Source organism: Bacteroides sp. NGMCC 1.200775, assembly GCF_040798045.1.
Lineage (GTDB): Bacteria > Bacteroidota > Bacteroidia > Bacteroidales > Bacteroidaceae > Bacteroides > Bacteroides hominis.
Window position 1 is genome coordinate 268812 of the sequence record NZ_JASCQK010000003.1, and the last position, 26477, is coordinate 295288.

Consider the following 26477-nt stretch of genomic DNA (forward strand, 5'->3'; position numbering starts at 1 on the left):
TAGAGACACACAACCAGACAAAAAAATAGGTAAATGTTGCAGCACTTACCTATCTCAGATTTCTTTTAATCACGTCTCTTGCAGGAGACGCAATTATTTACTTTAAATCTTTTACAAAGATATGAATAAATTTAAATGGAGGAGCTTTTTGAGCTTTTTCTTAACAGAAAGAAACATTCGTTTAGCAAGACTTATGTCTTTTATTATGTTCCTGTTTGTTTTTCAGGGAGTTTATGCTCAGCAGACACGTATTAATCTCCATGTGAAACAAGTTCCCCTGAAGCAGGTTCTTAAATCGATTGAATCGAAGAGTGAGTACACTTTCTTCTACAATGATGCGGAAATTGACATGAACCGTAAAGTAACGGTTCAGGCCGATAATGAACGTATTGACGTAATTTTATCTCAAATTCTGCCGGACTGCAAATGCGTAGTGGAGAATAGAAAGATTATTCTGATTCCCGGTGCGGAGAAACAAAATGTCCGGAATGACCACGTTGCAAAAATGAAAGAGATAACCGGTACCGTTACAGACGCAAGGGGTGAAACCTTGATCGGGGTAAATGTAACGATATTGGGAACAACTACCGGTGTCATAACCAATATCGACGGCAAATACTCATTGAAAGTTCCGGTAGGCAAGTCGCTTCAGTATTCGTATGTCGGCTATATCACCCAGACGGTGAAGGTAGGCGATAAAACAGTGATGGACATTGTAATGCAGGAAAACAGTAAAGCACTGGACGAAGTTGTGGTAGTGGGATATGCTGTCCAGAAGAAAGTCAACCTTTCGGGTTCGGTAGCGACCGTATCTACTAAAACAATCGAAGACCGTCCGGTACTGAACATGGGGCAGGCTTTGCAAGGTGCCGTTGCCAACCTTAATGTATCTGTCGGTGATGGTGAGGCAGATGACTCCCCTTCCTATAATATTCGTGGTACTACTTCTCTGAATGGAGGTTCTCCGTTGGTAGTCATTGACGGGGTTGTTTCCACCAGTGATCAGTTGAATCGCATGAATCCTGTTGATATAGCCAATATTTCTGTACTGAAAGATGCCGCATCCTCTGCTATATATGGGTCGCGTGCTGCGTTCGGTGTTATTTTGGTTACAACTAAAAATGGCAGCAATGAAAAACTTACTGTTAACTATAACAACAATTTTGTATTGCGTACCAACACTCGTATGCCGGAAATTATAACAGACCCTTATCTGGTGGCAACTACGAGAAATACAATGGCATATCCGTGGTATAACCTTTATAACGAGGAACAACTGGCCTATGCGAAAAAATGTTCCGAAGATCCTTCCACTTCTCCCTACTTCCTGAATCCGGATGGTTCTTATACTTATTTTGGACGTACAAACTGGGTGGACGAGGCTTACAATGATGTAGGTTTCTCTACGATCCATAATATTGATATTTCCGGTAAAACAGACCGTATCTCTTATTACTTTTCGGGAGGATACAATCGTCAGAACGGTATGTTAAGATATGGAAACGACATTTATAACCGGTATAACCTGCGTACCAAGTTACAGTTTAAACTGACGGATTGGTGGAGTCTGAGCAGTAATGTGAGCCTGACCACTTCCGATTATGACTATGCGAATGCCATGACCAACACCTATAAACAGATGTACCGTAAAAATCCGATGGATATGGTTAAGAATCCTGATGGAACCTGGACAGATGCCAGTGTAGGTACATTGGGGGCATTGGCCGAAGGCGGACGTGCTACAGACTGGAAAACAAATACGAATATCAATCTGTCGACTAAGATGGATATAGTCAAAGATGTCTTTTGGGTACAAGGAACCTTTGCTTTTGCAAATACCAAGACCAGAAGTAACTGGTATAACCTGCCTGTCACTTATCGCAATGGACCCGAGTTGCCTGTCCTGACGTTTAATCCTATTTCTACCGTATCGGATGCTTCGAGCAGTAATTCCGATACAAAGCACATCTTGTTTGATGTTTATGGTACTTTCCAGAAAACATTTGCGAAGAAACACGCCATTACTGCTGTTGCAGGTTTCAATCAGGAAGAGTATAAATATGATTATGTGAAAGCGAATCGTAAAGAGCTGATTTCAAGTTCACTTCCCACCATTAATCTGGCCACGGGAGATATGAATATGTCTCAAAGTATAACGACTTGGGCTTTAAGAGGTGCGTTCGCGCGTTTGGGCTATATCTACGACGATAAATATATCTTCGAATTTAACGGACGTTATGACGGTACTTCGCGTTTCCCGAAGAATGATCGTTTTGTATTTAATCCTTCCGTATCATTGGGCTGGGTCATCTCGCGTGAAAAGTTCTTTGAGCCTTTGAGTGATGTGGTTAGTTTCTTGAAGTTGAGAGGTTCTTATGGTAGTCTGGGAAATCAGGATGTGGATGCGTATGCATATCTTGCCACGATGGGATCGGGAAAAATCAGCCAGATCCTGGAGAAACAACAGCCGGTATATGTGGGAGCTCCCGGATTGGTAGCCGGTAACCTGACCTGGGAAAAGGTAACTACCACCAATATTGCTTTAGACGCTAATTTTTTCAATAACCGTTTAAGCATAACGGGTGAAGTATATGTACGCCGAACAAAAGATATGTTGACGGCAGGAGTGACACTGCCAAGTGTTCTGGGAACGGATGTCCCCAAGCAAAATGCAGCCGACTTGAAGACAGAGGGCTGGGAATTGACCGTAGGTTGGAAAGATCAGTTCAAATTGGCCGGAAAACCATTTTATTATGATGTGAACTTTAATCTGGCAGATAGCCGTGCCTATATTACGAAGTACGAAAATCCAAAAGGATTGTTGGGTGATTACTATGTAGGAAAAGAGATTGGTGAGATATGGGGTGTAGAGACTTTAGGCTTTTTCACTTCCGAGGAAGATATAAAAAATCATGCAGACCAGTCATGGTGTACTTCCTATCCGGGTACCCGTCCGCTGGCTCCCGGTGATCTGAAATTTAAAGATGAAAATAAAGACGGTAAAATAACCGATGGAGCATGGACACTGGAAGACCATGGTGATTATAAAGTCATTGGTAACAGCCGTGCACGCTATACATTTGGTCTATCGGCCAATGCACAGTGGAATGGATTCGATCTTAGCCTGTTTGCCCAGGGGGTAGGTAAGAAAGATTATTATCCGGGCACAGGCGACCTTTATTTCTGGGGTATTTATGCACAGCCCTGGACTAATATTACCGTGGGTAATATGTACGACCATTGGACAGAGGAAAATCCGGACGCGTATTTCCCGCGTATGAAAGCTTATGTGGCGGAAAATACAGACAGGGAGTGTGGAGTTGTTCAGACCAGATACCTGCAAAATGCGGCTTATGTCCGTTTGAAAAACCTCACCGTAGGTTATACTCTTCCTAAAGTACTGTTGAATAAGATAGGAATTGAACGTTTGCGTATTTTCTTTTCCGGTGATAATCTGTGTGAGTTTTCAGGCTTATACAAACATTATAAGGTAGATCCGGAAAGTTTAGGTAATATTGTTTATCCTCTTCAGCGTTCTTATTCATTTGGTTTAAATCTCACATTCTAATTAAGATAAGTTATGTGTTCAAAAATAAAACATATATTACTGACTGCGTGCTATCTGACAGGCGCAGCTCTGATGACAAGTTGTAATGACGGATTCATGGATCGTTTTCCTGAGACCAGTATCACGGAGAAGGTATTTTTCTCTTCTCCCGCCGATTTGGAGACCTATACCAATGGCATGTATGGCTATATTGGTGCAAGTTACTCGGATACGCCTTCTGACAATATGCTGTATCCGGAAGATACTGATATTTATAAGATGATGCGTGGTGAATATAGACCCGATAACATCGGTAAATGGAGTTGGACGAATATCCGTACGGTCAATTTTATGTTGGCAAGGACAGACCGTGTGGAGGGCGACCGTGGTGAGATTAATCACTACATCGGGCTGGCGCGCATGTTTCGTGCATTAATCTATTATTCAAAGGTGAAAGACTATTCGGATGTGCCATGGTATAGCCATGACCTGCAAACGACGGACACCGAATTACTATATAAGTCACAGGATCCTCGTTCCCTGGTCGTAGATTCCATAATGGCCGATCTTGATTTTGCCGTGACCCACATGAAAACAAACAATAGTACGACCCGTATTTACCGGAATGCTGCTTTGGCTATACAGGCGCGGATTGCTTTGCATGAAGGGACATTCCGTAAATATCATCCCGAGTTGAAACTGAATGATGGCGATCGGTTCCTGAAAATAGCGGTAGAGGCCTGCCGGAAGATTATGGACACAAAACATTACAGCCTGTCGACTTCCAAAGAGAGTGGACTGCCTGCCTATCAGTCACTTTTCTGTAGTGCGGATCTTACGCAAAACCCGGAAATGATTCTGGTGGCTGATTACGATAAGGCATTAGGACGCCTGCACAATGCTCAGGCTCAGTTTGACTATAATACGGGACTTTCCCGTAGTCTGATGGAAGATTATTTAGTCGTTGAGGACGGACAAACCAAATATTTTCATGAAGTGGAAGGTTACCGGACCAAGACGGTACTGGAGATCTTTGAGAATCGGGACCCTCGTCTGGAGCAGACTTTTATGAAACCGGGTGTCCTGAACGTGGGTACTACCGAGCCTCACCGGGCTAAACTGAATCTGGGTGGATATCCGCAGATCAAATTCCGCCCGTTGACATTCGATCAGATGGATTGGGGAAAATCTTATACTGATTTACCTATTATCCGTTACGCTGAAATTTTGCTGATATATGCTGAGGCAAAGGCCGAATTGGGTACGCTTACACAAGATGACATCAACAATACAATCAATCTGATCAGACAGCGTGCCGGTATGCCGGATGCTTCGTTGGACGACTGGCTGGCTAATATTGATCCGGTACAGGAAGAACGTTATTCCAATGTACAGTCTTCACAAAAAGGTGCTGTGCTGGAAGTGCGCCGTGAACGCAGAATCGAATTGGCCTGCGAAGGGTTCAGATATGGTGATTTAATGCGTTGGGGATGTGGAAAGTTGTTTGAGGCTGCTCCGGAAGGGGCGTATATTCCGGGAATGGGCTATTATGATGTAACAGGTGATGGTACACCGGACATTGCAGTAGTGGAAAAGAAAGCGGATGTAGATAAGATACCTGAGGAGGACAAGCAAAAGTATAAATTGACGGTTTATGCTTTGGAAGGTAACACGATAGGGCTCACCGAAGGGACAAAAGGCTATATCTACCTGATAGCCCAACATGGTAAGTATACTTTTGTATCTCCGAAATATTATTATTATCCGGTTGCTACCAAAGATATTACTGTTAACGAAAACCTCTATCAGAATCCATTCTGGGAATAGGTTTATCATATCGAAAACAGAAAGGCTGCTCCGGCAGTAGCGGGAGAAGCCTGCTGTTTTCGTTAAGAGACAAAACTGATTAATATAGTAAAACAATAAATATGTTGAAATTATTTGCAGGTATAGCGGCTTTATTCCTGGGAGTTGGCAGTTCTGCTTTCGCACAGATAGAAGGCGGGGTTTATATCGACACAAACAGAAACGGCATTCGTGATGCCGGAGAGAAAGGGATCAAGGGGATCTGTGTGCAAGATGGGCTCCATGTGGTGCAAACGGCGGAAGATGGTAGCTTTATACTTCCGGGACATAAAGACACCCGGTTTATCACTTTGACCGTGCCCGATGGATTTCAGGCATCTGCTTCCCATTATTTACCTTTCGACGGGACCGGGAAAAAGTATGAACTGGGAATTTGCAAGAGTCCGGTAAGGACAGGAAATGGATATTCGTTTGTGCAAATCACAGATACAGAGACATCTCTGTATGGTGACTGGATAGACAATCTGAAAGAGTATGTGAAAACAAATCCGACTGCTTTTATCATCCATACAGGTGATGTTTGTTATGAAGCCCATCAGGATTTTCACGGACGTTATCTTCGTTCTGAGGATTTGGGGGTTCCGACTTATTATTGTGTGGGTAATCATGATTTGCGTGCCGGAAGGTATGGTGAAGAGCTATGGCAGAGTCATTTCGGTCCTTCATGGTATTCGTTCGACGTTGGTAATGTGCATTATGTGGTTACTCCGATGCTGGGTGGTGATCATGCACCCTCGTACAGGCGTGCTGATATCATTCGTTGGCTGAAGAATGACCTTGCACAAATAAATAGAGATAAAAGGGTAGTTTTATTTAATCACGACTTATGGTTTTGGGGAGACGATTTGCTCTTCAAGGATAAAAACGGCGAACGGATAGACTTTGCAGATTATAATCTGGACGCCATGATTTACGGACACTGGCACAATCATTATTATAAGCAGTTGAAGTCGGGACTTCATACCTACTGCTCATCCACTCCGGATAAAGGAGGAATCGATCACGGAACGTCCTGTTTCAGGATTTATCATGCTGATACCAAAGGTAAACTCAGTTCGGAAACCCGTTATACTTATATCGATGGAATCTTGACTTCTGCTTATCCGGCAGAAGGTGAAATTGTTTCTGTCTCTGATGGTAAAATGACAGTTCGGATTAATGCTTATCGTACGGTGTCGTACGCAAAAAAAGTAACGGCTTCTGTTGAACGGAACGGGAAAATCATATCGTCTGTCACATTGTTACCCGAAACGGACTGGGAATGGAGCGGAACAGTCCGTGTGTCCGATGGCAAGCAGCGCTTGTTGGTGACTGCCGAGTTTGAGGATGGAACCTGTTTGACGAAAAGGGTGGATTACATCGTAACCGGGCAGCCGGCTGCTTCGGCTGTGACATCCGCCATTTGGGCGGGACTTCGTGGAAATGCTGCCCACAATCAACTGGTGAATGACACAGTGTCTTTGCCCCTGCAAACCAACTGGGTCCGAAATGCAGGCAGCAATATTTATATGTGTTCGCCCATAGTGGCACAGAATAAAGTGTTTATAGGAACCATTGACGATGATAGGGCAGAGAAATGCTTTATAAAAGCCTATGATGCTGCAACAGGAGGTCTTTGCTGGACTTTCAGTGCTTCTAATTCGATAAAGAATACCATTGCTTATGAAGACGGGCGCGTGTTTGCTTCGGATGCTTCGGGGATGCTTTACGCCATAGATGCAGAAAAAGGAACGGCTTGTTGGCAAACACAGTTGCCGGTTTCTCTATTGCCACTTCTTGATGAAGGCTTGGCGGTTGTCGATGGTGTGGTGTATGCCGGACATGCAAAAGGAACTTGTGCCGTACGGACTGCCGATGGAAGGATCCTGTGGCAGAACAAAGCCTGGGATGGAGGTGAGGGAACCACTTCTACTTTGACTGTAGGTGCAGGAGTATTAGTGGCGTCTGCACATTGGAACGGACTCTTCGGACATGACATCAATGACGGTACTTTATTGTGGAAGAAGCGTGACAGTAAAATTCGTTTCCGTGACGGATCGGCAACTTTTTACGATGGTAATTTCTATCTGGCCTCATGTGAGAATTTATATGTGATCAACCCACGTTCCGGAGATATTCTGAAAATGGCGGAAACTTCTTATGAGTTTAATTCGGCCTGCGCTCCGCTTGTGACGGATAAATATCTGGTTGTTTCCACTTCCAATAAGGGAGTGGTTGCATTTGACCGTCTTACTTTTAAAGAGGTCTGGAACTATCGTACCGGAACAAGCCTTTTCTATACTGTCCCTTATTCTCATAGCCATGAATGCACAGTCGAAGTTTCGCCTGTACTTGTGGGAGCAACCGTTTTCTTTGGGGCCAGTGACGGGTATTTGCATGCCGTTGACTTGGACACAGGCGCCTATCGTGGAAAACGTGCTTTGGGAGCTCCGGTATTCTCGAGTGTGGCAGTAAGCGGTAACTGTCTGTTCGTTACCGATTTTGGAGGTAATATTTATAATTTTAGGTTACACGATTAATTGTATATACAAAATGAAAAAGATTTCGATATTATTCATATTTTCTGTGATTCTTAGTTTATTTGCCGGTGAAGTAAATGCAGCCGGTCCCCGTTTGAAGAAACATCCGAAGCATGTAGTATTAATTGCTTTTGACGGTTTAAGTGCCGTTGCTATCCGCAATCATCCCATGCCCAATTTCAACCGGTTGATGGAAGAAGGGGCTTATACACTGAACAACCGTTCGATTCTGCCATCATCGAGTGCTCCAAACTGGGCCTCTATGTTTTCCGGAGCCGGACCGGAACTTCATGGATATACGACCTGGGGAAGCAAGACACCCGAGATTCCTCCTTTTATAACCAATCAATACGGTCGTTTTCCGGGACTTTACGGATTGATACGCGATACATATCCTAAAGCAGAAGTAGGCTATATTTATGAATGGGATGGAATGAGATATCTGGTTGATTCGCTCGCTATCAACTACTTCGTACATGCTCCGCAAACAAAGGAACATCCTAAGGGAGCGACACAATTCGCCGTGAATTATCTGAAAGAGAAAAAGCCTATGTATTGTGCCGTTATATTTGAATATCCTGATCACACCGGACACAGCTACAAGTGGGAATCCAAAGAGTATTATGAAAAGCTCGATGAATTGGACGGTTATTTAGGTGAAATAGTAGCAGCCATTGAAGAAGCCGGTATGATGGATGATACTGTAATTATACTGACTGCGGATCATGGCGGAATCGGTACTAATCATGGCGGAAAAACTCTCAATGAAATGGAGACCCCGCTTGTATTTTATGGAAAGGGTGTGAAAAAGAACTATAAGATAACTGAGAGTACAATGGTGATTGATGTGGCTGCAACGGAAGCTTGGCTGCTGGGGGTTGAGCCTCACGAAGCCTGGTTGGGCAATCCGGTAACGACAGCATTCTTTACTAAATAATTAAAATGTACTTATCCAATGGGGGAAATAGCCCCCCATTGGATGATACCTGTATAAAAGATTGATATGAAAAGATTTATATATATGCTAATTGCGTCTTTGGCAATTAGCTTTGTCTCTTGCACACCTGTGGAACGTGCTAAGGAGAAGGAATTAAAAGTTTTGTCATGGAATGTATGGCATGCAGGGCATGCTAAAAACTATCCCGAAAAGGGCTGTGAAGGAACTATAGGGATTCTGAAAAAAAGTCAGGCGGATGTTATTTTGATGATTGAGACTTATGGTGCGGCTCCAATGGTGGCAGACTCTTTGGGATATGATTACGTATTGTTATCAGACAATCTGTGTATTTATAGTCGCTATCCGATAAAGAAAACGTATCTTTTTCCTGATTCCATTTCTACATTCAATTTCGGAGGAGTCGAAATAGATATGGATGGTACGCCGGTCCGTTTATTCGATACCTGGCTGCATTATTTACCCGATATGCGATTAGTGCCTACAGAGCAATCAGAAGCCGATATTTTGGCTTGGGACGATGCCGGAACACGAGATGATGAAATACGCCGCATACTTTCTGTTTTGCAACCGATGATTCGTCAGACTGACAGTATTCCCATGATTATGGGGGGAGATTTCAATGTACATTCCCATCTTGACTGGACAGATACCACGAAAGATATGTATAGCCATGGTGGTGCCGTTGTGGAATGGACTGTTTCTAAAGAGATGCAAAACGCAGGTTTCAAGGATAGCTTTCGTGAAATTCATCCCCAACCCGAAAAGAATATAGGAGCTACCTGGATCTACGATAATGAAGATAAGCCTGTCCGGTCCGACCGTATTGATTTTATCTATTATCAAGGTAAGACTATTCGTGCGGTAACGTCTGAATCTTATAACCAGGAGCTGACTAAACCTCTGGAGTTTATGGGAGAAAAATTCTTTTATCCTTCCGATCACGGTTTTGTATTGACTACTTTTAAAGTGTCATCGTTGGAAAAGTAGTGCCGGATTATCATATATTGAATTTTTATGAATATTAGATTTGTATGTTCTGCATTGTTGGTACAAACAGCAGGACTCCAGATGGTGTATGCGGGGGATAAGGTTACCGATTCTGTCCGTCCCAATATTATTTTTGTGCTTGCGGATGATTTGGGTTATGGAGATCTGGGATGTTTCGGACAGAAGCGGATCGAAACTCCCCATATAGACCGTTTGGCTGCCGAAGGAATGGTATTCAGTAATTATTATACCGGATCTCCGGTTTCGGCTGCTGCCCGTTGTGTTCTTTTGACAGGAAAACACAGTGGTCATTGTGGCATCAGGGGGAATGATGAAGCTCCGGAACGTGGTAGAGTATGGGATTTTCTTGCGGCTGAGCGCGATTCAACCTTAGAAGGTCAACGCGGATTGCCATCCGGTACGAAAACATTTGTGTCAATTTTGAAGGAAGGAGGATATCGTACAGGGATAGTAGGAAAGTGGGGATTGGGTGCTCCGGGTACTGAAAGCCTGCCTTTGAATCATGGTTTTGACTTCTTCTATGGTTATAATTGTCAGCGTCAGGCACACACTTACTTTCCATTGCATTTGTATCGGAATGAACAGAGGGAGTATCTGGCAAATGATACGGTGATACCGCATACCAAACTTGACCCCGGAGCCGATCCTTTGAGCCTGAGCAGCTATGATAAGTTAATCTCACATGTTTATTCGCCCGATAAAATTCAGGAAGAAGCATTGCGTTTTATGGAGGAGAACAAAAAACAACCCTTTTTTCTTTACTACGCTACTCCTTTGCCACATGTTCCAATTCAGGCTCCTCAACGTTTGATTGATCATTATGTCAGAAAATTTGGTGACGAGTCCCCTTATTTAGGACAGGCCGATTACTTTCCGGCACGTTATCCACATGCCGGATATGCGGCAATGGTGACTTACATCGATGAGAAGGTAGGTGAGATTATAGATTTTTTAAAGAAGAAGGGATTGTATGAAAATACGGTCATTATCATTTCAAGTGATAATGGCCCGACCTTTAATGGTGGAGTCGATTCGCCTTGGTTCCGGAGTGGAGGTCCTTTCCGTTCGGAATATGGATGGGGAAAGTGCTTTTTGCGTGAAGGAGGAATCCGTGTACCGTTGATTGTAGCATGGAAAGGACATATCCGGGCAGGAGCACACACTACATTACCATGTACATCTTATGATTTTTACTCAACGATATGTGAACTGGCAGGTGTGAATCCGGCCACAGAGACCGATGGAATCAGTTTTTATCCGACTTTAATGGAGAGTGGAGATCAAATGAAGCATTCTTATCTCTATTGGGAGTTTATGGACATAGAAGGACAGCAGGCTGTACGTATGGGCAAATGGAAAGGATTGCGTAATGGACTGAAAAGAGGAAATATGAAGATCGAGCTATACGATCTGGAAACAGATTCTTGTGAACAGAGGGATGTTGCTCTTAAGCATCCTGAAATCGTCAAAAAGATTGGTGAGATTATGAAAAAAGAGCATACTGTTCCCGTATATCCTGCATTTCGGGTGAAAGTATTGGACGAATTATATTGATTCTTAAAAAATAGGATAGTCGGTAGTGGCAACTTAGAATGTATATATACGATTATATTATTATGTATAAAGACTGAAAGGGAGTAAGAGATCTTTTTTGATAGAAAGGGACTCTTACCCCTGTCTTTTTATAACCAGTGTAATATAAGTAATTAGCATAAGAAAACTATTCTGCCATTATATTATTAAAGATGATGATTGAGAGATGTTATATCTGATGGATTAGAATCATAGATTGAATTTTTTATGATACGATTTCGGCCAATAAGCAACTTAATCTTAAATTTAGAACATAAAATACGTAAGATAGACCTTGTTTGGATGGAAATAAAGCAGTTACTTTGCTCCGTTTTAGAATAAAGATTAAAAATTACTAACTAAACGTGATTAATTTATGAAGAAAAATTTATTGTATCTCTTCGCACTGATTTGTTCAGTGAGCTTGTTCACTGCTTGTAGTGACGATGATGATAACAGTTGGCAAGAACTTCCTAAAGGTGAAATTAAGGCAGAAAATGTAGATTTCCAGTTGAATGGAGCAAGTACCACGGGAACTGTAAACTTTGAAGCTACAAGTCTTCAGTCTGCAACAGTAGGTTTTAAAAATGTGATTGATGGTTATAGTGATGTAACTGTTGATGTTGCAATGGAAAAACAAGCTGACGGCTCTTTTAAATTCAATGGGACGAAAGATATTATGACTAAACCTGTAACAAGAGAAACGGCTAAACCGACTCCATTGTTAAAGGTTACAGTTGATGGTACAATTACACCTGAAGGTAAGGTTACCTTGAATGTTAGTGCAACAGGTGCCGGTCTTTATATCGGAACATATAAGGATGAAACTTTAGTGCTTTCTTATGGAGAAACTTTATTAACAGGTAAAGAGGTTGTGTTTGATGCGACTGATGGTGATAATGTTACCATTCTTTTGAAGAGTGTAATTCCTGGAGAGGAAGAAACTAATTTGACTGGTGTGAAAGTAAATGGTGATGGCTTTAGTGGAACTGCTAAAACAAGTAATGCTTCAGTTGAATATACAGGCTCTCGCAAAGATAAGGTGCTGACTTTAGCTTTGAAGGTTACGATGAATGATCCAAAAGGTTGGGCTAAAACTTATGGATTAGCTGAGTATACAACAGGAGAGTTGACTTATAATGATTATACTAATCCGAATGCTGTAATAGCAGGTGCTGGTTATGTAAATTATGTATGTGTAACTGAAAGTTCTGATTATGGAACTTCTTATGGTGCGATGTTTAGAGGAATTTTCGGTGTATTATTGCCTCAGGTGTTACAATCAGTAACTCTTGGTGCTGACGGAAATGTAACAGCTTCTTATAATTCGGGAGCTATTCAATTCCAGCCAATGTGGGCTTTAATGCCTCCAACTGCTGATGTTGCAAAAAAACTGATTCCAACAGAGGGATGGTTGCAATCTCCTAAAAACTTGGCATACTGGTTTGAAAAAGATGGTAAGTTATATGTAAAACTTAATATTCCTGTAATTGTGGCTCAGGCTATGGGAAGTGGAGCTGCTGGACTTGATGGAATTATTGATCAAATATTGAAAGGTGACCCCGCTACAATTAAAACATTGTTAGCAAAACTTTTAAAAGTTGAATCTATTGCTATTAGTGATGAATCAATTGCGATGTTATTGGACTGGGTTAACAATGGATTCCCTTTAAATGTGAAAGTAGCTAATGGGCATAGCTATATCTATTTAGATAAGGCTTCTTTTGACCCATTAATGGCTGTACATGAAACTGGGGAAGTTGATAGTTGGGGAGATCCTGTGAAAACATCTGATATTTTAATTTTATGGGAATTGTTGAGTAATAGTGGTATTCTTCCTCCGGAAGCAGGAATGGCGTCTATGTTAATTGGAGCTATAAGTGGTAATTGGGCATCAACAGATGCCTTTGAATTGGGACTGGATTTGCAGGAAACTAAATAAATATAAATAATAGAAAAAAATGAGACGAATATTCACAATATTAATGTTGCTATGTACAATTAGTGTTTTTGCGGCGAGTGTGACGAATACATATAGCGGAAAATTAACTGTATCGGTTGATGGAGCTACTCCTACAATTGTAGATCCTCAAAGTGTGAAGGTTATAGAAAATGGAACGGTTGTTAAAATGACTATTGCTAATTTTAGTTATGCAGGTTTGACAGCTGATGTTAATATAACGGCATCTAAAGACTTGAATACAGGTGAACTAACTTTAAATACAATTTCTTATGCGGGATTACCACTTAGTGGTAAGTTTAATTCGGGTTCGAAACTTATAAATAATGATTGTAAGATTGTATTGTCTATTTCAGCGGTATTTCAGAAGATAGAGGTTACTTTTGTTGGAACTAAATAAAAGAATCTAATTTTCCTCTTATAATAAATGAGGTTGTGTCAAAACGTTGGCACAACCTTTTTTATAGTTTACAGTTCTGCTATATTTTCTTTTGCCTATACTGCTTTTTCTCATCCATTTGGCCACAAGTTTGTATATTCCAATTATACCGGGTTATAAATAGTCCCATAAACATATATTTGACAACTGTAATGAGCCCTTTCCCTGCTTTTAGCAGTTTAGCACACATTTGTTTGATATTAAAGGCTATAGCAAAGAAAGCAAAGTCCATTGTAACCTTGTCTTCTCCAACATGCCGGAAGCGTCGGTATGCCATGTTGGATTTCATTTGTCCAAATACAGCCTCCGGTTCTATACACCTCCTGCCTCTATGCTTGATACCTTCTTCTGAGAGCAACCTTTCCCGTGCCTGCCGTTTGTATTGATTTAACCGGTGGTTGACTTCTATAATACGGTTCCCCCGGGCTTTAAAACAACTGCCACGCAAAGGGCAACCTTGGCATCTTTTGGCTTTATACCGGGCACTTTCGGTGATGTATCCGCCCGCTGTTTTATCACATTTGGTTCCTATACGGTTCATGTGCTGTCCCATAGGGCAAACGTAATAATCCTCTTCCGCATTGTAATGGAGACTTTCCGCCTGGAATGGATTGGGAGTATAATGGGGACGCTGTTCTTTATGAAAGTAGTTGTACTTGAGAAAGGCTTCTATCCCATTCTCCTGCATGAACCGGTAATTTTCTTCCGAGCCCGTAACCGGAGTCTGCCACATCGATACTGGGTAAGCGGTTATAGCGGTGCCGGAAGGAGTGGAAAAAAGGTATGAGGGTCAGTGTATCGGTAGGGTTGGGAAACAGCCGGAAGTCTATGATGAATTGGTTCTGGGTACCTGTTTGCAGATTATATCCGGGCTTGGTCTGCCCGTTCCTCATGGCGTCTTCTTTCATGCGCATGAATGTGGCATCAGGATCGGTTTTAGAATAGGAATTACGTTCCCCGAGGGTATCAAGGTGATTATCGTATTCTATCAGCTTATCACGGTACCCCTCGAGTTCCCTGATCTGTTTCTTCTTTTCGCGCAGGGCTTTCTTTTGTTCCTTATCCTTTGTTATCGGGTGGTGTTCCAGGGCTTCTTTAAGTTCATCCACTATGTCTGAGAGCATGGAGGGAGTGAATTGAACGGGCGTGTCTTTTACGGAGTTCTCCTATGCAATGGCCTCATCCACCTGCTCCAGAAGGATGCGAATCTTATCCATCAGCTTTGAACGGTTCCTTTTGACAGTCTTGTGTCAGACAAAAGTATATTTGTTGGCTTTGGACTCAATCTTGGTGCCATCAATATACTCCACGTCAAGACTGATGAAACCTTTATCGGCAAGGACAAGAACCAACTGAGTGAATACGGTATTTATCTCCTCTTTTACACGATTACGGAAACGGTTGATGGTAATAAAATCCGGATGCTCGTTGCCGGAAAGCCAGATATAATGAATGTCACGCAAAAGAAGATTCTCTATTTTATGGCACGAATAGATATTGTTCATATAGGCGTAGATAATCACTTTAAGCATCATTTTAGGATGATAAGGACAACGACCGCCTTATAAAGCTTCTTGAAATTATCAAGATTGAGATTATCTACAACAGCATTGACAATGCGCACCGGGGCGTTCGCAGCTATGTTTTCATCGATTCTTTGTGGAGAAAGAACGGTTTGGTTGGGAATGTAAGGACGAAAATGTAACTTTGCCATAACGAAAACTTTATGCCTAAAGTTACAAAAACTTTTTATTATGTAGTATTAATGCTTAGGATTTTTTTGTTAATTGTTTGGGTTGTTGGAATTCAGTGGAATCTATTGTTATGCTTCTTTTTTAAAGTGATATTATCTGTATGTTGTTAGTTTGTCTTCAAAGAAGTGTATTAGAATATTATTGTATAAAAAACTCGTATAAAGTCCAAGGTATTAGGATTTATACGAGCTTACTAAAATGAAATATGTCTTTTTTAATTAAAATGCATATCCAAATCCTATATTTAGATATATGGGATACATATTGAATGTAATTGTTTTGAAGTCTTTTTTAAAGATATCATTTAATCCCCAGACTAAATCTGCGTATACATTTAGATGTTTGAATGCTTTCCATTCGGCACCAGCTTGAAATCCCCATTGAAAATTGCTTAGGTCCTTAGAGAAGTCATAAGGAGCTATTTTATCTCCTTCGAATTCTGCTTTTTCTCCAGTGGGGGTGTCTTTGCGTAGATATCCATCATGCACATGTCCATTGAAGTCACCACTGGTCATAAATGAAACATAAGGACCGGCATTAATTCTAACACGTTGGCTAAGTTTATAAGCGGCTGTTACTGGAATTGAGAAATAAGAACCTCTATATTTAGTTTTTACTTTTCCTGTCCAGTAGCCTGCTAAAAGTTCGCCGCCATCCCCTATAATTTCCATACTGTAATTCTTTACACGTGCTTTGGCTTCCATACCTTTAGTTTCAAGACGTAATCCTAAAGTCATTCCCCATTTAGAGTCTTTACCAAACCATTTGGTTGTATTGCCTTCTATAGCTAAGCATATAGTAGGGCTATACCCTGTGAGTGCACGTATTTCTGCAGGTAATGGGAGTGGTGAAGCACCTCCAACGTTGAAACCTGCTTTTATTTCATATTCAAGCCCATGTAGTGCAGACCAAATAATACCATGATTCCGTTCTTCTTGGGCTTTTAAAGTGTTGATTGTGCCGATAAAAGCGAGCAGGCCTATAAGTATATACTTTTTCATTTTTTCATTTTTACTTGTTAGTGAAATTTAATAGAACCTCATCAATGTAAAGTGTACTTCCTGGAGCACCTTCGAAATGATCTCCGCGTATACTTGAAGAAAATACAATAGCTAAATTATATTTTCCAGCTTTGAGTTTCTCCATATCTACTGATTTACCAGTACGATATTCAAATGGTAAGTCAAACTTAATCCATTCATCAGTTTCTTTTGCATCTTTAATCCGAGCTACTGATACGATATAAGTATTATCTTCTGCCAATACGTTAGTTCCGTCAAGTGTAGACAATTTTTCATCTGTTTCATAAAATACGGCATAAATATCACAGATATCTTTTTTGTTATCTACAGGTTTACCATCTATTTGGAATGACTTTCCTGCCTTATATTTATAATATCCGGTAATTGAAGTTGGAATATTTGAAAAAGGGGTTCCGAATTTGGTTGAACGGAGAATATCGGTAGGCTTTACTTCAAAACTACCTAAGAATAGATTACCCGCTGCAATTGGCATTCCAAGCAACGAGCCCCAATAACCTGTTTCGCAAGTTGTTAGTTTTAAGCATTTCCCTTCGACGCCATTGTTTGCTTGACTTGTTGGATATTCTTCTGCTTTTGCTTTTACACCGGTAAAAGCAAAGCCGGCATTGCCACTTGCCCAAGTCATGGTTTCTTTCCCTTGTGCATCTGTTTCGTAGAAAATATGGTATTTTCCCTCTGAGTCGAACTTAATATTCTCAAAGTGATACATTGTGTTAGTAATACCTGAGAAAGTTACTCCTACTTCATATTTTTTCTTCCATTTTCCATCTTCAGAAGTTACTTCATAATATTGAGGTGTGGTAAAATCAAGTATAGTTCCACTATTAGGGACAATAGAAGCTCCCGGAGTCAAAGTAAACTTAGGTGCTAATGCGGTTATATCTGTTCCTGTTTTTACAATTAATGTAACTTTCTTGTTTTCGATGATGGGATCACGATTGAGAACATCACCCGGTACAGTGCATGCAATGATGTCTGCTTCTGCATTAGGTGCTTCGTCTTGTATGCAAGAAACCATTATAAAGCCCAGAAAGAAACAGGCTATCAGATTCTTTAATTTCATTCGATTCTGTTTTTGATTAATAATCCTTTTAGTTTAGTTGATTTTTTGTAAACTTGGCTGCAAAGTTAAGTTTCTTTTTTGAAAAGATACATTTGAACACCTACAATACAACATTTTATAACGGTCATAATGTTCAGAATGGTGCGTTTTTAGTCTAAAGTCCATGAATCTTTCCATTTGATAACAGGTTTTTCGCCTTCAAAATAAATTGGAAGCCAAATATAACGTCCGTCTATTGCATTTTGGGGTGTCCAACGGTCGCCCATGTATATAAATTGGTCTTTCTTACCCCGCACCGGAAGAATATAAGTACTTTGCGAATGGAAAGTCAGGTCCGCATCCTGACCTACGCAGGGATTCCCTAATTCTTTCCATTCTCCCCAAATGGAGGAAGCTATTGCAGACCGTGCTGCATTAGGACTCCACCCGGTGCATCCGGACATGATAAGGTAATAGTTACCATCCTTCTTAAACATGGCGGGAGCCTCCATAAATCGGTTGATAAAAATTCGGGTGTACTTTCCTGTATAGCCGGTATAAGATGAATCAAGTTCGGCAATATGTAAGGTGCTGTTTTCTTCGGAAGAATAGATGTGATAGGCTTTGCCGTCATCATCGACAAACAGATTCATATCACGTGCCATCTGTCCCCGTTCCATATCGCGTCCCAATATATTGAGGCTGTCGGGATGTGCAGGAAGACTACCACCTGTGCATTGACGTTCTTCTTCGATAGAAGGTCTGCGGGCGGTTTTATGGACCGGCAGTACGTTGACAGGCCATGAACCTGCATTGGGGCGGACGGCTTTTAAGAAGGTGTAAGGACCTGTCACCCGGTCACTTACGGCGATTCCGCTTAAAGCTCCCGAATATCCGGCTCCTTTGGGCTCGAGATGGAACCACATGACATATTTTTTAGTGTGAGGGTTGTATATGACTTTGGGACGCTCAAGGATACATCCTTTAGAAATGATATGTTCGGGGTTATTTTCGATCACTGACAGTGCTATTCCACAATCATTCCAATGATATAGGTTATCGGAAGAGTAGCAATGCACTCCTACATTGGCAACGTTGCCGGTGTCACCTTCTGTTTTGTGTTCGCCAAACCAATAGTAGGTTCCGTTGTCGTACAAAATACCTCCACCATGTGCGTTGATATGGACCTGATGATTGTCCGGCCATATTTTTCCGGGAGTGAAGGATTGCCCTTTGGCTGTTTGCGAGAAAAGAAAACATAACAGAAAGAGGGCTTTTAGTGTAAATCCTTTATTCATTGCTCTTTTTTATTAAGTATTTGTAATTGAGAGACAAAGATACATGATAATTCTTAAATAACCAGTAAACCGATTGTAAAACTCTTAACTTGTCCGGGTGGGATATTCTTTAGTTAAATGAATGGTTTATAAGAGGATATTTCCTACTTTTGTGCAAAATATAAACCTTGAATAGATGACTGAGTCAGAAAGAAAACAGATAATTGCTTTAGTGCAGCGGGAAGTGATTCCGGCTATCGGATGTACAGAGCCGATTGCAGTTGCGCTGTGTGTAGCAAAGGCTACAGAAACCTTAGGAGCTAAACCGGAAAAAATAAAAGTATTATTGAGTGCTAACATCCTGAAGAATGCGATGGGAGTGGGAATTCCCGGTACGGGGATGATTGGGTTGCCTATTGCAGTGGCTCTGGGAGCGTTGATCGGAAAGTCGGATTATCAACTTGAAGTGTTGAAAGACAGCTCTCCGGAAGCTGTGGAAGAAGGGAAGAAGTTGATTGATGAAAAGCGTATCTGTATTTCGCTGAAGGAAAACATTACGGAGAAACTTTACATAGAGGTGATGTGTGAAGCCGGTGGAGAGCAGGCAACAGCTATTATTTCCGGGGGACATACTACATTTGTTTATGTAGCCAAAGGAGATGAAATACTATTAAATAAACAGCAGGTTTCCGGTGAAGAAGAGGAAGAAGAGGAACTGGAACTCACTCTGCGGAAAGTGTATGACTTTGCACTGACTGCTCCGCTGGATGAAATCCGTTTTATTCTTGAAACGGCAAGGCTTAACAAGAAAGCTGCCGAACAGTCTTTTCAGGGAGATTATGGTCACGCATTGGGCAAGATGCTTCGCGGAACCTATGAACATAAGATTATGGGCGACAGTGTGTTTTCACATATTCTTTCGTATACATCGGCTGCTTGTGATGCACGCATGGCAGGAGCGATGATTCCTGTTATGAGTAACTCGGGTAGTGGTAATCAAGGTATTTCTGCTACATTGCCTGTAGTGGTTTATGCCGAAGAAAACGGAAAACCGGAAGAGGAACTGATCCGTGCTTTGATGATGAGTCATTTGACTGTGATTTATATTAAGCAAAGTCTGGGACGTCTTTCTGCACTTTGCGGTTGTGTGGTAGCTGCTACCGGTTCCAGTTGTGGAATCACCTGGTTGATGGGAGGCAGTTATGAGCAAGTGGCTTTTGCTGTTCAAAACATGATAGCCAACCTGACCGGAATGATATGTGACGGTGCGAAACCGAGCTGTGCCTTGAAGGTGACGACAGGAGTGTCAACAGCTGTGTTGTCCGCTGTAATGGCTATGGAGAATCGCTGCGTAACTTCGGTAGAAGGAATTATTGATGAAGATGTTGATCAAAGTATCCGCAATTTGACGCGGATTGGATCTCAGGGGATGAATGAAACAGATAAGGTGGTGCTTGATATTATGACCCATAAAGGGTGCTAATGTTAAACAATGTGTTAAAAACCAGAAGATAAGCAGTAAAAGGCTAATTCTTTCATTTTCTTGATATAAAGAACTTTGACGGAATGACGAACTATTAATGCTGAATATATGAAAAATTACTTTGTATGGTTGCTTCTATTGCTTCCGCTTCTGGCAACCGGTTGTTATGGAGAAGAAGAGAAAGAGGACGGCCCGGGGGATTATATCTGGGATTTCATAAACTATAATATTTATTTTTCGGTGAAGGATGCTGCCGGGGCTAACCTGTTGGACCCGCAGGTTTCATCAAATTTATTGGCTAATGAAATTACGGTGGAATACGAAGGTAAGACCTTTCCGCTGGAAAACTCTGTGGATACGCGGTTTAATATGCCCCGCTCTTTAGGATTAAGAAAAGAGCTACTGGGTAAAGAGAAAAAGCGTGTTCTTTCTTTTGGTGAGTTTTCTCCGGAACATCAATATAAGGGAGAGACTTTTACGATCCATTGGGGAGACGGGACAAAAGACGTGGTGAAATTTGACTTATACATCACCTGGAAGAAACAGGATCCTACGATACATAAGAAACTTTATTTGAATGGTAAGGAATACAGTGAGGACTCTTTTTTGATAGAGATCGTGAAATAGGTGTGCTATACACATTTTGATATAATAAAACGGTGAACATACCATGCATGTGCAGTATGTTCACCGTTTTTTATTTTATAGATAATCGCTCAATTAATGGCAATGCCCGCAACCGCAGCTGTCTCCACAGCTATCTCCGCAGTCGTCACCGCAACCGTCACCACAACTTCCGCAGCTGCAACCACCTTCACCGGTCATCATTTTAACCATTTCCTGGATTTCTTCGTTTGTAGCCGGACGGCTTTCAACAACTTCACCCGCGAAAGTCAAATCTTCACCTGCCAACGGATGGTTCATATCCATTACCACAGTGTCGGCTTTTACCTCAACTACGCTACCGTTCAGGCGCTGGCCTTCTGAATTCATCAGAGGGATGATATTTCCCGGATAGATATGTTCGTTATCGAATTTTCCGTCAATCTCAAAGATGTTTTTCGGAAGATCAATCACATGTTCTTCATCATATTCACCGTAAGCTTCGGCAAAAGGAATGGTAAATTCAAACTTATCTCCTTTATTGAGGTTTGCTATCTGTGATTCAAAAGCTTCAAGCGTAGTACCCAAACCGGAAATGAACTGAAAGGGATGTTCGGCTGTTGCTTCTTCTACTAAATCTTTTTTGCCATCTTCTGTTGTATACAGTTTGTAAGCTACAGTGATGTACTTGTTTTCTGCTGTTTCCATCTGTTCTTTATAATGTTATTAATAAAATTCGGATTTTCCGTGGGGACAAAGATACGAATTAATCATCAGAGATTTGTGGACTGGTATGGAGTTTATTCTTTCGTAGTAGAAATTAATACCTGTTGGCTGATAGGCGGTGATTTTATGAAAATAAGGAATGCCATGTCTCAATTTTACTTAAATGAAAAAAAGTATTTTATTTCGTTATTATATATAACAAAATAAATAAAATGTATAAACGGATTGAGTTGTCAAAGGGTTTTCTTTGTATTATTTATTAATAAGATGTTAGTGTGTCTTTTGTTTTTTTTACAACATACATAAACCTATGAAAACCTTACTGGACAATTTATCTTCTGATTTACTGCAAAATCAGGTCTTTCAAACAGGATTTAGATTTTTAACCATTGTGCAAGGAAGCCATTTGCCGAAAATGGATAGCAATGTTTTAATTTTTATCATGAGTGGCACTATGAAAGTTTTTTCTGGTGAGAAAGAATTAGCTATTATTGACGAGCGGCATATCTTCTTTTGGGATAAAGAAAATGATCATGTTTGTGAGATGCTTTCAGATACACAAGTCATTCTGTTTGCATTCGGCGATTTAATTGTACATGATTTGCTGACATTTAGGCCTTATGCTTCCTTTCAGGACAAGTCTGCTCTGAAAGGTACAGGACTCAGATTCGCGGAGCCATTGAACTCTTTTCTACAGCTTCTGGTGCTGTATCTGGAGATGAAATTAGATGATGTCTCCTTGTATATAACGAAACGGCAGGAACTGTTTTATATTCTGAATTCTGTTTATAATGAGCAGGAACTTGCAATTTTATTCAGCTCTTTGACGGAACAGTCATCCAAATTCAAAGAACAGATACTGGAAAACTATCTCAGTGCAAAAAATGTAGGCGAGTTGGCCAGTCTGTTAGGATACGGGGTCACCAATTTCCGGGTTAAATTTAAAGAGCAATTCGGAGTATCGGTTTATCGTTGGCTCCTCAATCGGAAATCACAACGAATTATTTATCGCATTACCGTATATGGTGATGAGTTTAGCCAGATTATCGATGACTTTGGGTTTTCGTCTCCTTCACACTTTAATAAATTTTGTAGGTCACAATATGGACTTACACCTTGCGAACTTCGCAAGAAACTGAAAACAAACAATAATTCTTAAATTGGAGCTTATGTTAAAAATTCGTTGTTGTATGGAAACAGAATGTAAAAGAGTCATTCTTTTCCTTTTCTTGTCTCTGCTGTTTTGTAACGGCTTTGCCCAGACAAAAACATCGGTTGGGGCCGATGAACCTCTCAAATCGTATTCCCATTGGTACTTCGGGGCAGAGTATGCTACTCCCTTTTTATTCGGTGATTTTACTTCATTTTCGGCAGATAAAACTTATGTCGGGTCTCAGTTTGGGGGATTTGCAGGCTATCAGATCAATTCGTGGATAGGTATAGAGGCATCCGCACGGACCGGATATACCAGAATGGGCGCAAAATCTTATGCGTCCGATTACCTCCTGAGTGCTGACGGAATGACTTATTATACCAAGCAGGACTTTACTACCTGGAAGTATAAGGATGTGTTTTCGAAAGTACACTTCACCAATCTTGGCTTACAGATGAATCTGAATGTAAATAACTTCTTTGGACCCAACCGGGGCAACCGGCGTTGGACGGTATTGCTGAGTCCTGCTGTTTATGCACAACGTTTCTCTACGGAGTTAGTAAATAAGGCGGATAAGAGCCCGTTGTCAGGCAAAAAGACTGATGACTGGAACTTTGGAGTAGGGGGAGATCTCTCTTTGCGTTACAAGATTTCACGCGCTTTTGACGTACAGTTGCGTACGGGAATTATATGGGTCAATAATAATAAGATGGATGGTGTGTCGACCCTTATCAAGTCAAAAGACCATTTTATGACGAGTGCCGGGCTTTCCTTGATATGGAAAGTGGGTAAGAAGAAACAAGATAATGCCCTTTATGCCTCAAAGCATGTGACAGATATTGCGGTAAGATATATAGAGGAGCGCGCGGTGAACTTACCCACACCTGTTTGCTGTACGGAGGATTCGATAGAGAAGAACCGGATGAAACAGGAAATAGCTTCCTTAAATATGCAGTTGCAGCAAGCGCAAACGGATGCGAAAGAGAGAGTGGAATCCAATCCGGTGCTGGGATTCAATGAGTTGCCTCCTGTCTACTTTAAGAGGGGATCGGCTTATCTGAATGTAGCTTTATACAAAAATGAATTATCCCGCATTGTGGAAACCCTAAAAAAGTATCCTGATCTGAAAGTCATTCTTTTGGGTTATGCCGATCATACGGGTAATCCGGATATTAATCAAAAAATCTCTTTACAGCGTGCGGAGGTGTTGGCAGCTTACCTTGAAAAGAAGGGAATTGACAGCAAACGTATCAACGTGAAAGGAGAGTGTATAGATACGCTTACTTCCGATCCTAACAGCTACAGTGTACTTGCCAGGCGAGTTATTGTTGAAATTCAAAAATGAAAACTATGATTAGAAAGAGAATATATCTGTTGTTGTTATTGATTCCGTTGCTGCATGGCTGTAAGGAATCCGATTTCAACGATTTACTTGACAGACAAGGCGATCAGAAGAAAGAACTGCAGGAGCTGACAGAGTTATGCAGAAAATTGAATGAAGATATTTATAATCTTCAGGTGATTGTCAATATTGACAAGATAGGAGACAACATCACTCACATTGAGGAGTTGGCGGATGGTACGGGATATACCATCTCCTTTTCCAGAAGTGCCCCGATCACTATTCGTAACGGAAAGAAGGGAAATACGGGTCCCGATGGAGATGCCGGCAAAGACGGTATTGACGGTACGGACGGCAAGGATGGTGTAGATGGTGCGGACGGCAAAGATGGCGTAGACGGTGCCGATGGTACGGATGGTAAAGATGGAGAGAACGGCACCGATGGTAAAGATGGTGTGGATGGAACGAATGGCTCCGATGGCAAGGATGGCGTGGATGGAACAGACGGTAAAGATGGAGCTAATGGTACGGACGGAAGCAAAGGAGAACAAGGTGATCCCGGACAGAATCCGGTGGTCGGCATTATGCAGGACCCCACTGACTCGGAATATTACTGGACTGTAAAAGTCGGTTCCGGTGAACCATATTATCTGGCGGACAATGACGGAAACCGGATAAAGGCAGTCTCTGCGGTCCATGATGGACGGACTCCTCAGTTAGGAGTGAAACAGTGGACGGTGGCTGATGGCGGTGACGATAATTATTACTGGACACAGAAGATAGGGTCCTCCGATCCTGAAACATGGATTGAGGCGGGTGGAAAGAAAATAATTGCCAACGCAAAAGATGCCGTGTCTGTGTTTGAGAAGGTGGAATATAATGATCCGGATTATATAGAGTTTACTTTAAGTGGGGGAGCAACCCAATTTAAAATACCGGTGGGAAAACCTTCTATTGAGGTGCCGGAGGGACGCAAACTGCTCTTCTTCAGTCGTGGCGAGTCCCGGGTGATTGCTTTCAGTTGTAAGGGTATCTCTAAGGAACGGCTATCGGTAGATGTTCCGGAGGGATGGAAGGCAACGGTTGATTTTGATGCAGGTACACTGGCCCTTGAAGCTCCTTTGGCAGGAGCAGCGGGCGTAGCATTATCCGGAGATGTAGTACTGAGGAGTACGAATACCACAGAAGAAGCAGCACGGAGCTCTTTCGCCGTGAGTATGCTTTATAGGATAATGCTTCCGGATTTCAAAGGCTCTTATGTCTACAACATCCGTCTTTGGGGTAAAAAGGTGGGAGAGCTTTGCCGGGAATATCAGCGGGAGTTAAAGCAGTCTGCAACGATTGTCTATCCTTATCTGACAGGAGGAATTTATGGGGCGGGGCTTATCACGAATACAGGAGGCACGGTGCAGCACGACGGTACGGGCTATCATGCTCCTGCTGCCGACCGGCCGGCAGTCATGTATATCTATACTGAAGACGGGGCGGAATTCTATACCGACAGTTCGTTGAAAGGACGGGAACCGGATTTCGGAGATGGCCTGCAAGCGGAAAAACTGACTGATGTGGATGGTAACACCTATCGCATCGTGAAAATAGGTAAACAGTATTGGACCATGGAAAATTTACGGACGCTTAGTTATCCTGATGGAAGTCCTGTCGAAACTAACTTATCGGGGCATGCTTGGAAAGAAAGTGGATTTGAAGATACAGGTTCAGGTGCTTGTGCCGTGTATGATTATCAGGATGCCTCCGCTACGGGAGCTTTTGCCAATAAAATATCTTATGGCGTTTTGTACAATTGGGTGGCAGCAAAGAAAGTAGTACCCGACGGATGGAAACTTCCTACGGAATCTGATATCGTATCTATATTGAGGGCTTTTCTGGGCACCAATGCCGGTACGTTATTGAAGGAAGCCGGGACAGAACATTGGAATGTTGCCGGCGGAACTGATCTCACTGGTTTTGGCGGTTTCGGAGGGGGATATAGGGCTGCTGACGGTCTTTCGTTTAACGATCTTCAGCAAGCCGGTATTTGGTGGAGTAGCGCCAGCCTGGAGAGTGTCGGTGCTGTATTCAGGTTATCTGCAACTTCTTCCGAGCTTGGGTTTAATAGTGGAGATAACAATTCGGTGGGGTATAGCGTACGGATTTTGAGAGAAGACTAATCTTTAAAACAGGAAAT

General features: G+C 41.8%; 17 protein-coding genes and 1 pseudogene. 13 read left to right on the forward strand and 5 right to left on the reverse strand.

Going from position 1 to position 26477, the window contains the following annotated elements:
- Positions 1-121: 121 nt before the first annotated feature.
- The 8 genes from QK890_RS10320 to QK890_RS10355 all read left to right on the forward strand — a co-directional run bounded on the left by QK890_RS10320 (position 122) and on the right by QK890_RS10355 (position 13830).
- Positions 122-3568 carry a TonB-dependent receptor gene (locus QK890_RS10320; protein WP_032531992.1) on the forward strand — a complete coding sequence of 1149 codons (3447 nt, stop codon included), beginning with the start codon at positions 122-124 and terminating at the stop codon, positions 3566-3568.
- 12 nt (positions 3569-3580) lie between these two features.
- Positions 3581-5374 (forward strand): RagB/SusD family nutrient uptake outer membrane protein, encoded by a 1794-nt coding sequence (locus QK890_RS10325; protein WP_220654353.1) that lies wholly within the window; start codon positions 3581-3583, stop codon positions 5372-5374.
- Positions 5375-5475: 101 nt separating this feature from the next.
- Positions 5476-7932 carry a PQQ-binding-like beta-propeller repeat protein gene (locus QK890_RS10330; RefSeq protein ID WP_367627326.1) on the forward strand — a complete coding sequence of 819 codons (2457 nt, stop codon included), beginning with the start codon at positions 5476-5478 and terminating at the stop codon, positions 7930-7932.
- 13 nt (positions 7933-7945) lie between these two features.
- Positions 7946-8869, forward strand: coding sequence for an alkaline phosphatase (locus tag QK890_RS10335; RefSeq protein ID WP_032539738.1), 924 nt, complete (start codon positions 7946-7948; stop codon positions 8867-8869).
- Between the two features lie 66 nt (positions 8870-8935).
- The gene (locus QK890_RS10340) at positions 8936-9877 is read left to right on the forward strand and encodes an endonuclease/exonuclease/phosphatase family protein (RefSeq protein WP_005781322.1); all 942 of its coding nucleotides are present in this window, start codon (positions 8936-8938) and stop codon (positions 9875-9877) included.
- A gap of 81 nt (positions 9878-9958) precedes the next feature.
- Positions 9959-11452: an arylsulfatase gene (locus QK890_RS10345; RefSeq protein WP_032539771.1), complete on the forward strand. Its 1494-nt coding sequence runs from the start codon at positions 9959-9961 to the stop codon at positions 11450-11452.
- 394 nt (positions 11453-11846) lie between these two features.
- Positions 11847-13412, forward strand: coding sequence for a DUF4925 domain-containing protein (locus QK890_RS10350; RefSeq protein WP_032531983.1), 1566 nt, complete (start codon positions 11847-11849; stop codon positions 13410-13412).
- Between the two features lie 19 nt (positions 13413-13431).
- Positions 13432-13830 (forward strand): hypothetical protein, encoded by a 399-nt coding sequence (locus QK890_RS10355; protein ID WP_005808340.1) that lies wholly within the window; start codon positions 13432-13434, stop codon positions 13828-13830.
- 79 nt (positions 13831-13909) lie between these two features.
- Here QK890_RS10355 and QK890_RS10360 read toward each other — a convergent pair.
- From QK890_RS10360 to QK890_RS10375, 4 genes and pseudogenes are all read right to left on the reverse strand, one after another.
- Positions 13910-15583 (reverse strand): annotated as a pseudogene (locus tag QK890_RS10360) (IS1182 family transposase).
- A 258-nt stretch (positions 15584-15841) separates the two neighbouring features.
- Entirely contained in the window at positions 15842-16624 is a 783-nt protein-coding gene (locus tag QK890_RS10365; protein WP_032539739.1) for a porin family protein, read from the reverse strand.
- Positions 16625-16634: 10 nt separating this feature from the next.
- On the reverse strand, positions 16635-17729 hold the full coding sequence (locus tag QK890_RS10370; RefSeq protein WP_005808332.1) for a PCMD domain-containing protein: 1095 nt from the start codon (positions 17727-17729) through the stop codon (positions 16635-16637).
- Between the two features lie 149 nt (positions 17730-17878).
- Positions 17879-19006, reverse strand: a complete 1128-nt coding sequence (locus tag QK890_RS10375) for a glycoside hydrolase family 43 protein (protein ID WP_032539741.1) — start codon at positions 19004-19006, stop codon at positions 17879-17881.
- A 175-nt stretch (positions 19007-19181) separates the two neighbouring features.
- On the opposite strand from QK890_RS10375, the gene QK890_RS10380 reads away from it, so the two are divergent.
- On the forward strand, positions 19182-20468 hold the full coding sequence (locus QK890_RS10380) for a serine dehydratase subunit alpha family protein (RefSeq protein ID WP_005808324.1): 1287 nt from the start codon (positions 19182-19184) through the stop codon (positions 20466-20468).
- Between the two features lie 108 nt (positions 20469-20576).
- Entirely contained in the window at positions 20577-21095 is a 519-nt protein-coding gene (locus tag QK890_RS10385) for a hypothetical protein (protein ID WP_005781307.1), read from the forward strand.
- Positions 21096-21188: 93 nt separating this feature from the next.
- On the opposite strand, the gene QK890_RS10390 is transcribed toward QK890_RS10385, so the two are convergent.
- Entirely contained in the window at positions 21189-21779 is a 591-nt protein-coding gene (locus tag QK890_RS10390) for a peptidylprolyl isomerase (protein WP_032539742.1), read from the reverse strand.
- Between the two features lie 328 nt (positions 21780-22107).
- On the opposite strand from QK890_RS10390, the gene QK890_RS10395 reads away from it, so the two are divergent.
- Genes QK890_RS10395 through QK890_RS10405 form a run of 3 tightly spaced genes read left to right on the forward strand, consistent with a single transcriptional unit; the run spans position 22108 to position 26460 of the window.
- Positions 22108-22956, forward strand: coding sequence for an AraC family transcriptional regulator (locus QK890_RS10395; RefSeq protein WP_032531981.1), 849 nt, complete (start codon positions 22108-22110; stop codon positions 22954-22956).
- 31 nt (positions 22957-22987) lie between these two features.
- On the forward strand, positions 22988-24295 hold the full coding sequence (locus tag QK890_RS10400; protein WP_032531980.1) for an OmpA family protein: 1308 nt from the start codon (positions 22988-22990) through the stop codon (positions 24293-24295).
- Positions 24296-24300: 5 nt separating this feature from the next.
- Positions 24301-26460, forward strand: a complete 2160-nt coding sequence (locus QK890_RS10405; RefSeq protein WP_032539772.1) for an FISUMP domain-containing protein — start codon at positions 24301-24303, stop codon at positions 26458-26460.
- Positions 26461-26477 lie beyond the last annotated feature (17 nt).

What these genes read in the sequence shown, in the direction of transcription:
- QK890_RS10355 (WP_005808340.1), top strand. Translation starts at nt 13,432, where the DNA reads ATGAGACGAATATTCACAATATTAATGTTGCTATGTACAATTAGTGTT.
- QK890_RS10340 (WP_005781322.1), top strand. Translation starts at nt 8,936, where the DNA reads ATGAAAAGATTTATATATATGCTAATTGCGTCTTTGGCAATTAGCTTT.
- QK890_RS10375 (WP_032539741.1), bottom strand. Translation starts at nt 19,006, where the DNA reads ATGAATAAAGGATTTACACTAAAAGCCCTCTTTCTGTTATGTTTTCTT.
- QK890_RS10400 (WP_032531980.1), top strand. Translation starts at nt 22,988, where the DNA reads ATGGAAACAGAATGTAAAAGAGTCATTCTTTTCCTTTTCTTGTCTCTG.
- QK890_RS10320 (WP_032531992.1), top strand. Translation starts at nt 122, where the DNA reads ATGAATAAATTTAAATGGAGGAGCTTTTTGAGCTTTTTCTTAACAGAA.
- QK890_RS10350 (WP_032531983.1), top strand. Translation starts at nt 11,847, where the DNA reads ATGAAGAAAAATTTATTGTATCTCTTCGCACTGATTTGTTCAGTGAGC.
- QK890_RS10335 (WP_032539738.1), top strand. Translation starts at nt 7,946, where the DNA reads ATGAAAAAGATTTCGATATTATTCATATTTTCTGTGATTCTTAGTTTA.
- QK890_RS10325 (WP_220654353.1), top strand. Translation starts at nt 3,581, where the DNA reads ATGTGTTCAAAAATAAAACATATATTACTGACTGCGTGCTATCTGACA.
- QK890_RS10330 (WP_367627326.1), top strand. Translation starts at nt 5,476, where the DNA reads ATGTTGAAATTATTTGCAGGTATAGCGGCTTTATTCCTGGGAGTTGGC.
- QK890_RS10365 (WP_032539739.1), bottom strand. Translation starts at nt 16,624, where the DNA reads ATGAAAAAGTATATACTTATAGGCCTGCTCGCTTTTATCGGCACAATC.
- QK890_RS10395 (WP_032531981.1), top strand. Translation starts at nt 22,108, where the DNA reads ATGAAAACCTTACTGGACAATTTATCTTCTGATTTACTGCAAAATCAG.
- QK890_RS10390 (WP_032539742.1), bottom strand. Translation starts at nt 21,779, where the DNA reads ATGGAAACAGCAGAAAACAAGTACATCACTGTAGCTTACAAACTGTAT.
- QK890_RS10370 (WP_005808332.1), bottom strand. Translation starts at nt 17,729, where the DNA reads ATGAAATTAAAGAATCTGATAGCCTGTTTCTTTCTGGGCTTTATAATG.
- QK890_RS10345 (WP_032539771.1), top strand. Translation starts at nt 9,959, where the DNA reads ATGGTGTATGCGGGGGATAAGGTTACCGATTCTGTCCGTCCCAATATT.
- QK890_RS10380 (WP_005808324.1), top strand. Translation starts at nt 19,182, where the DNA reads ATGACTGAGTCAGAAAGAAAACAGATAATTGCTTTAGTGCAGCGGGAA.
- QK890_RS10405 (WP_032539772.1), top strand. Translation starts at nt 24,301, where the DNA reads ATGATTAGAAAGAGAATATATCTGTTGTTGTTATTGATTCCGTTGCTG.
- QK890_RS10385 (WP_005781307.1), top strand. Translation starts at nt 20,577, where the DNA reads ATGAAAAATTACTTTGTATGGTTGCTTCTATTGCTTCCGCTTCTGGCA.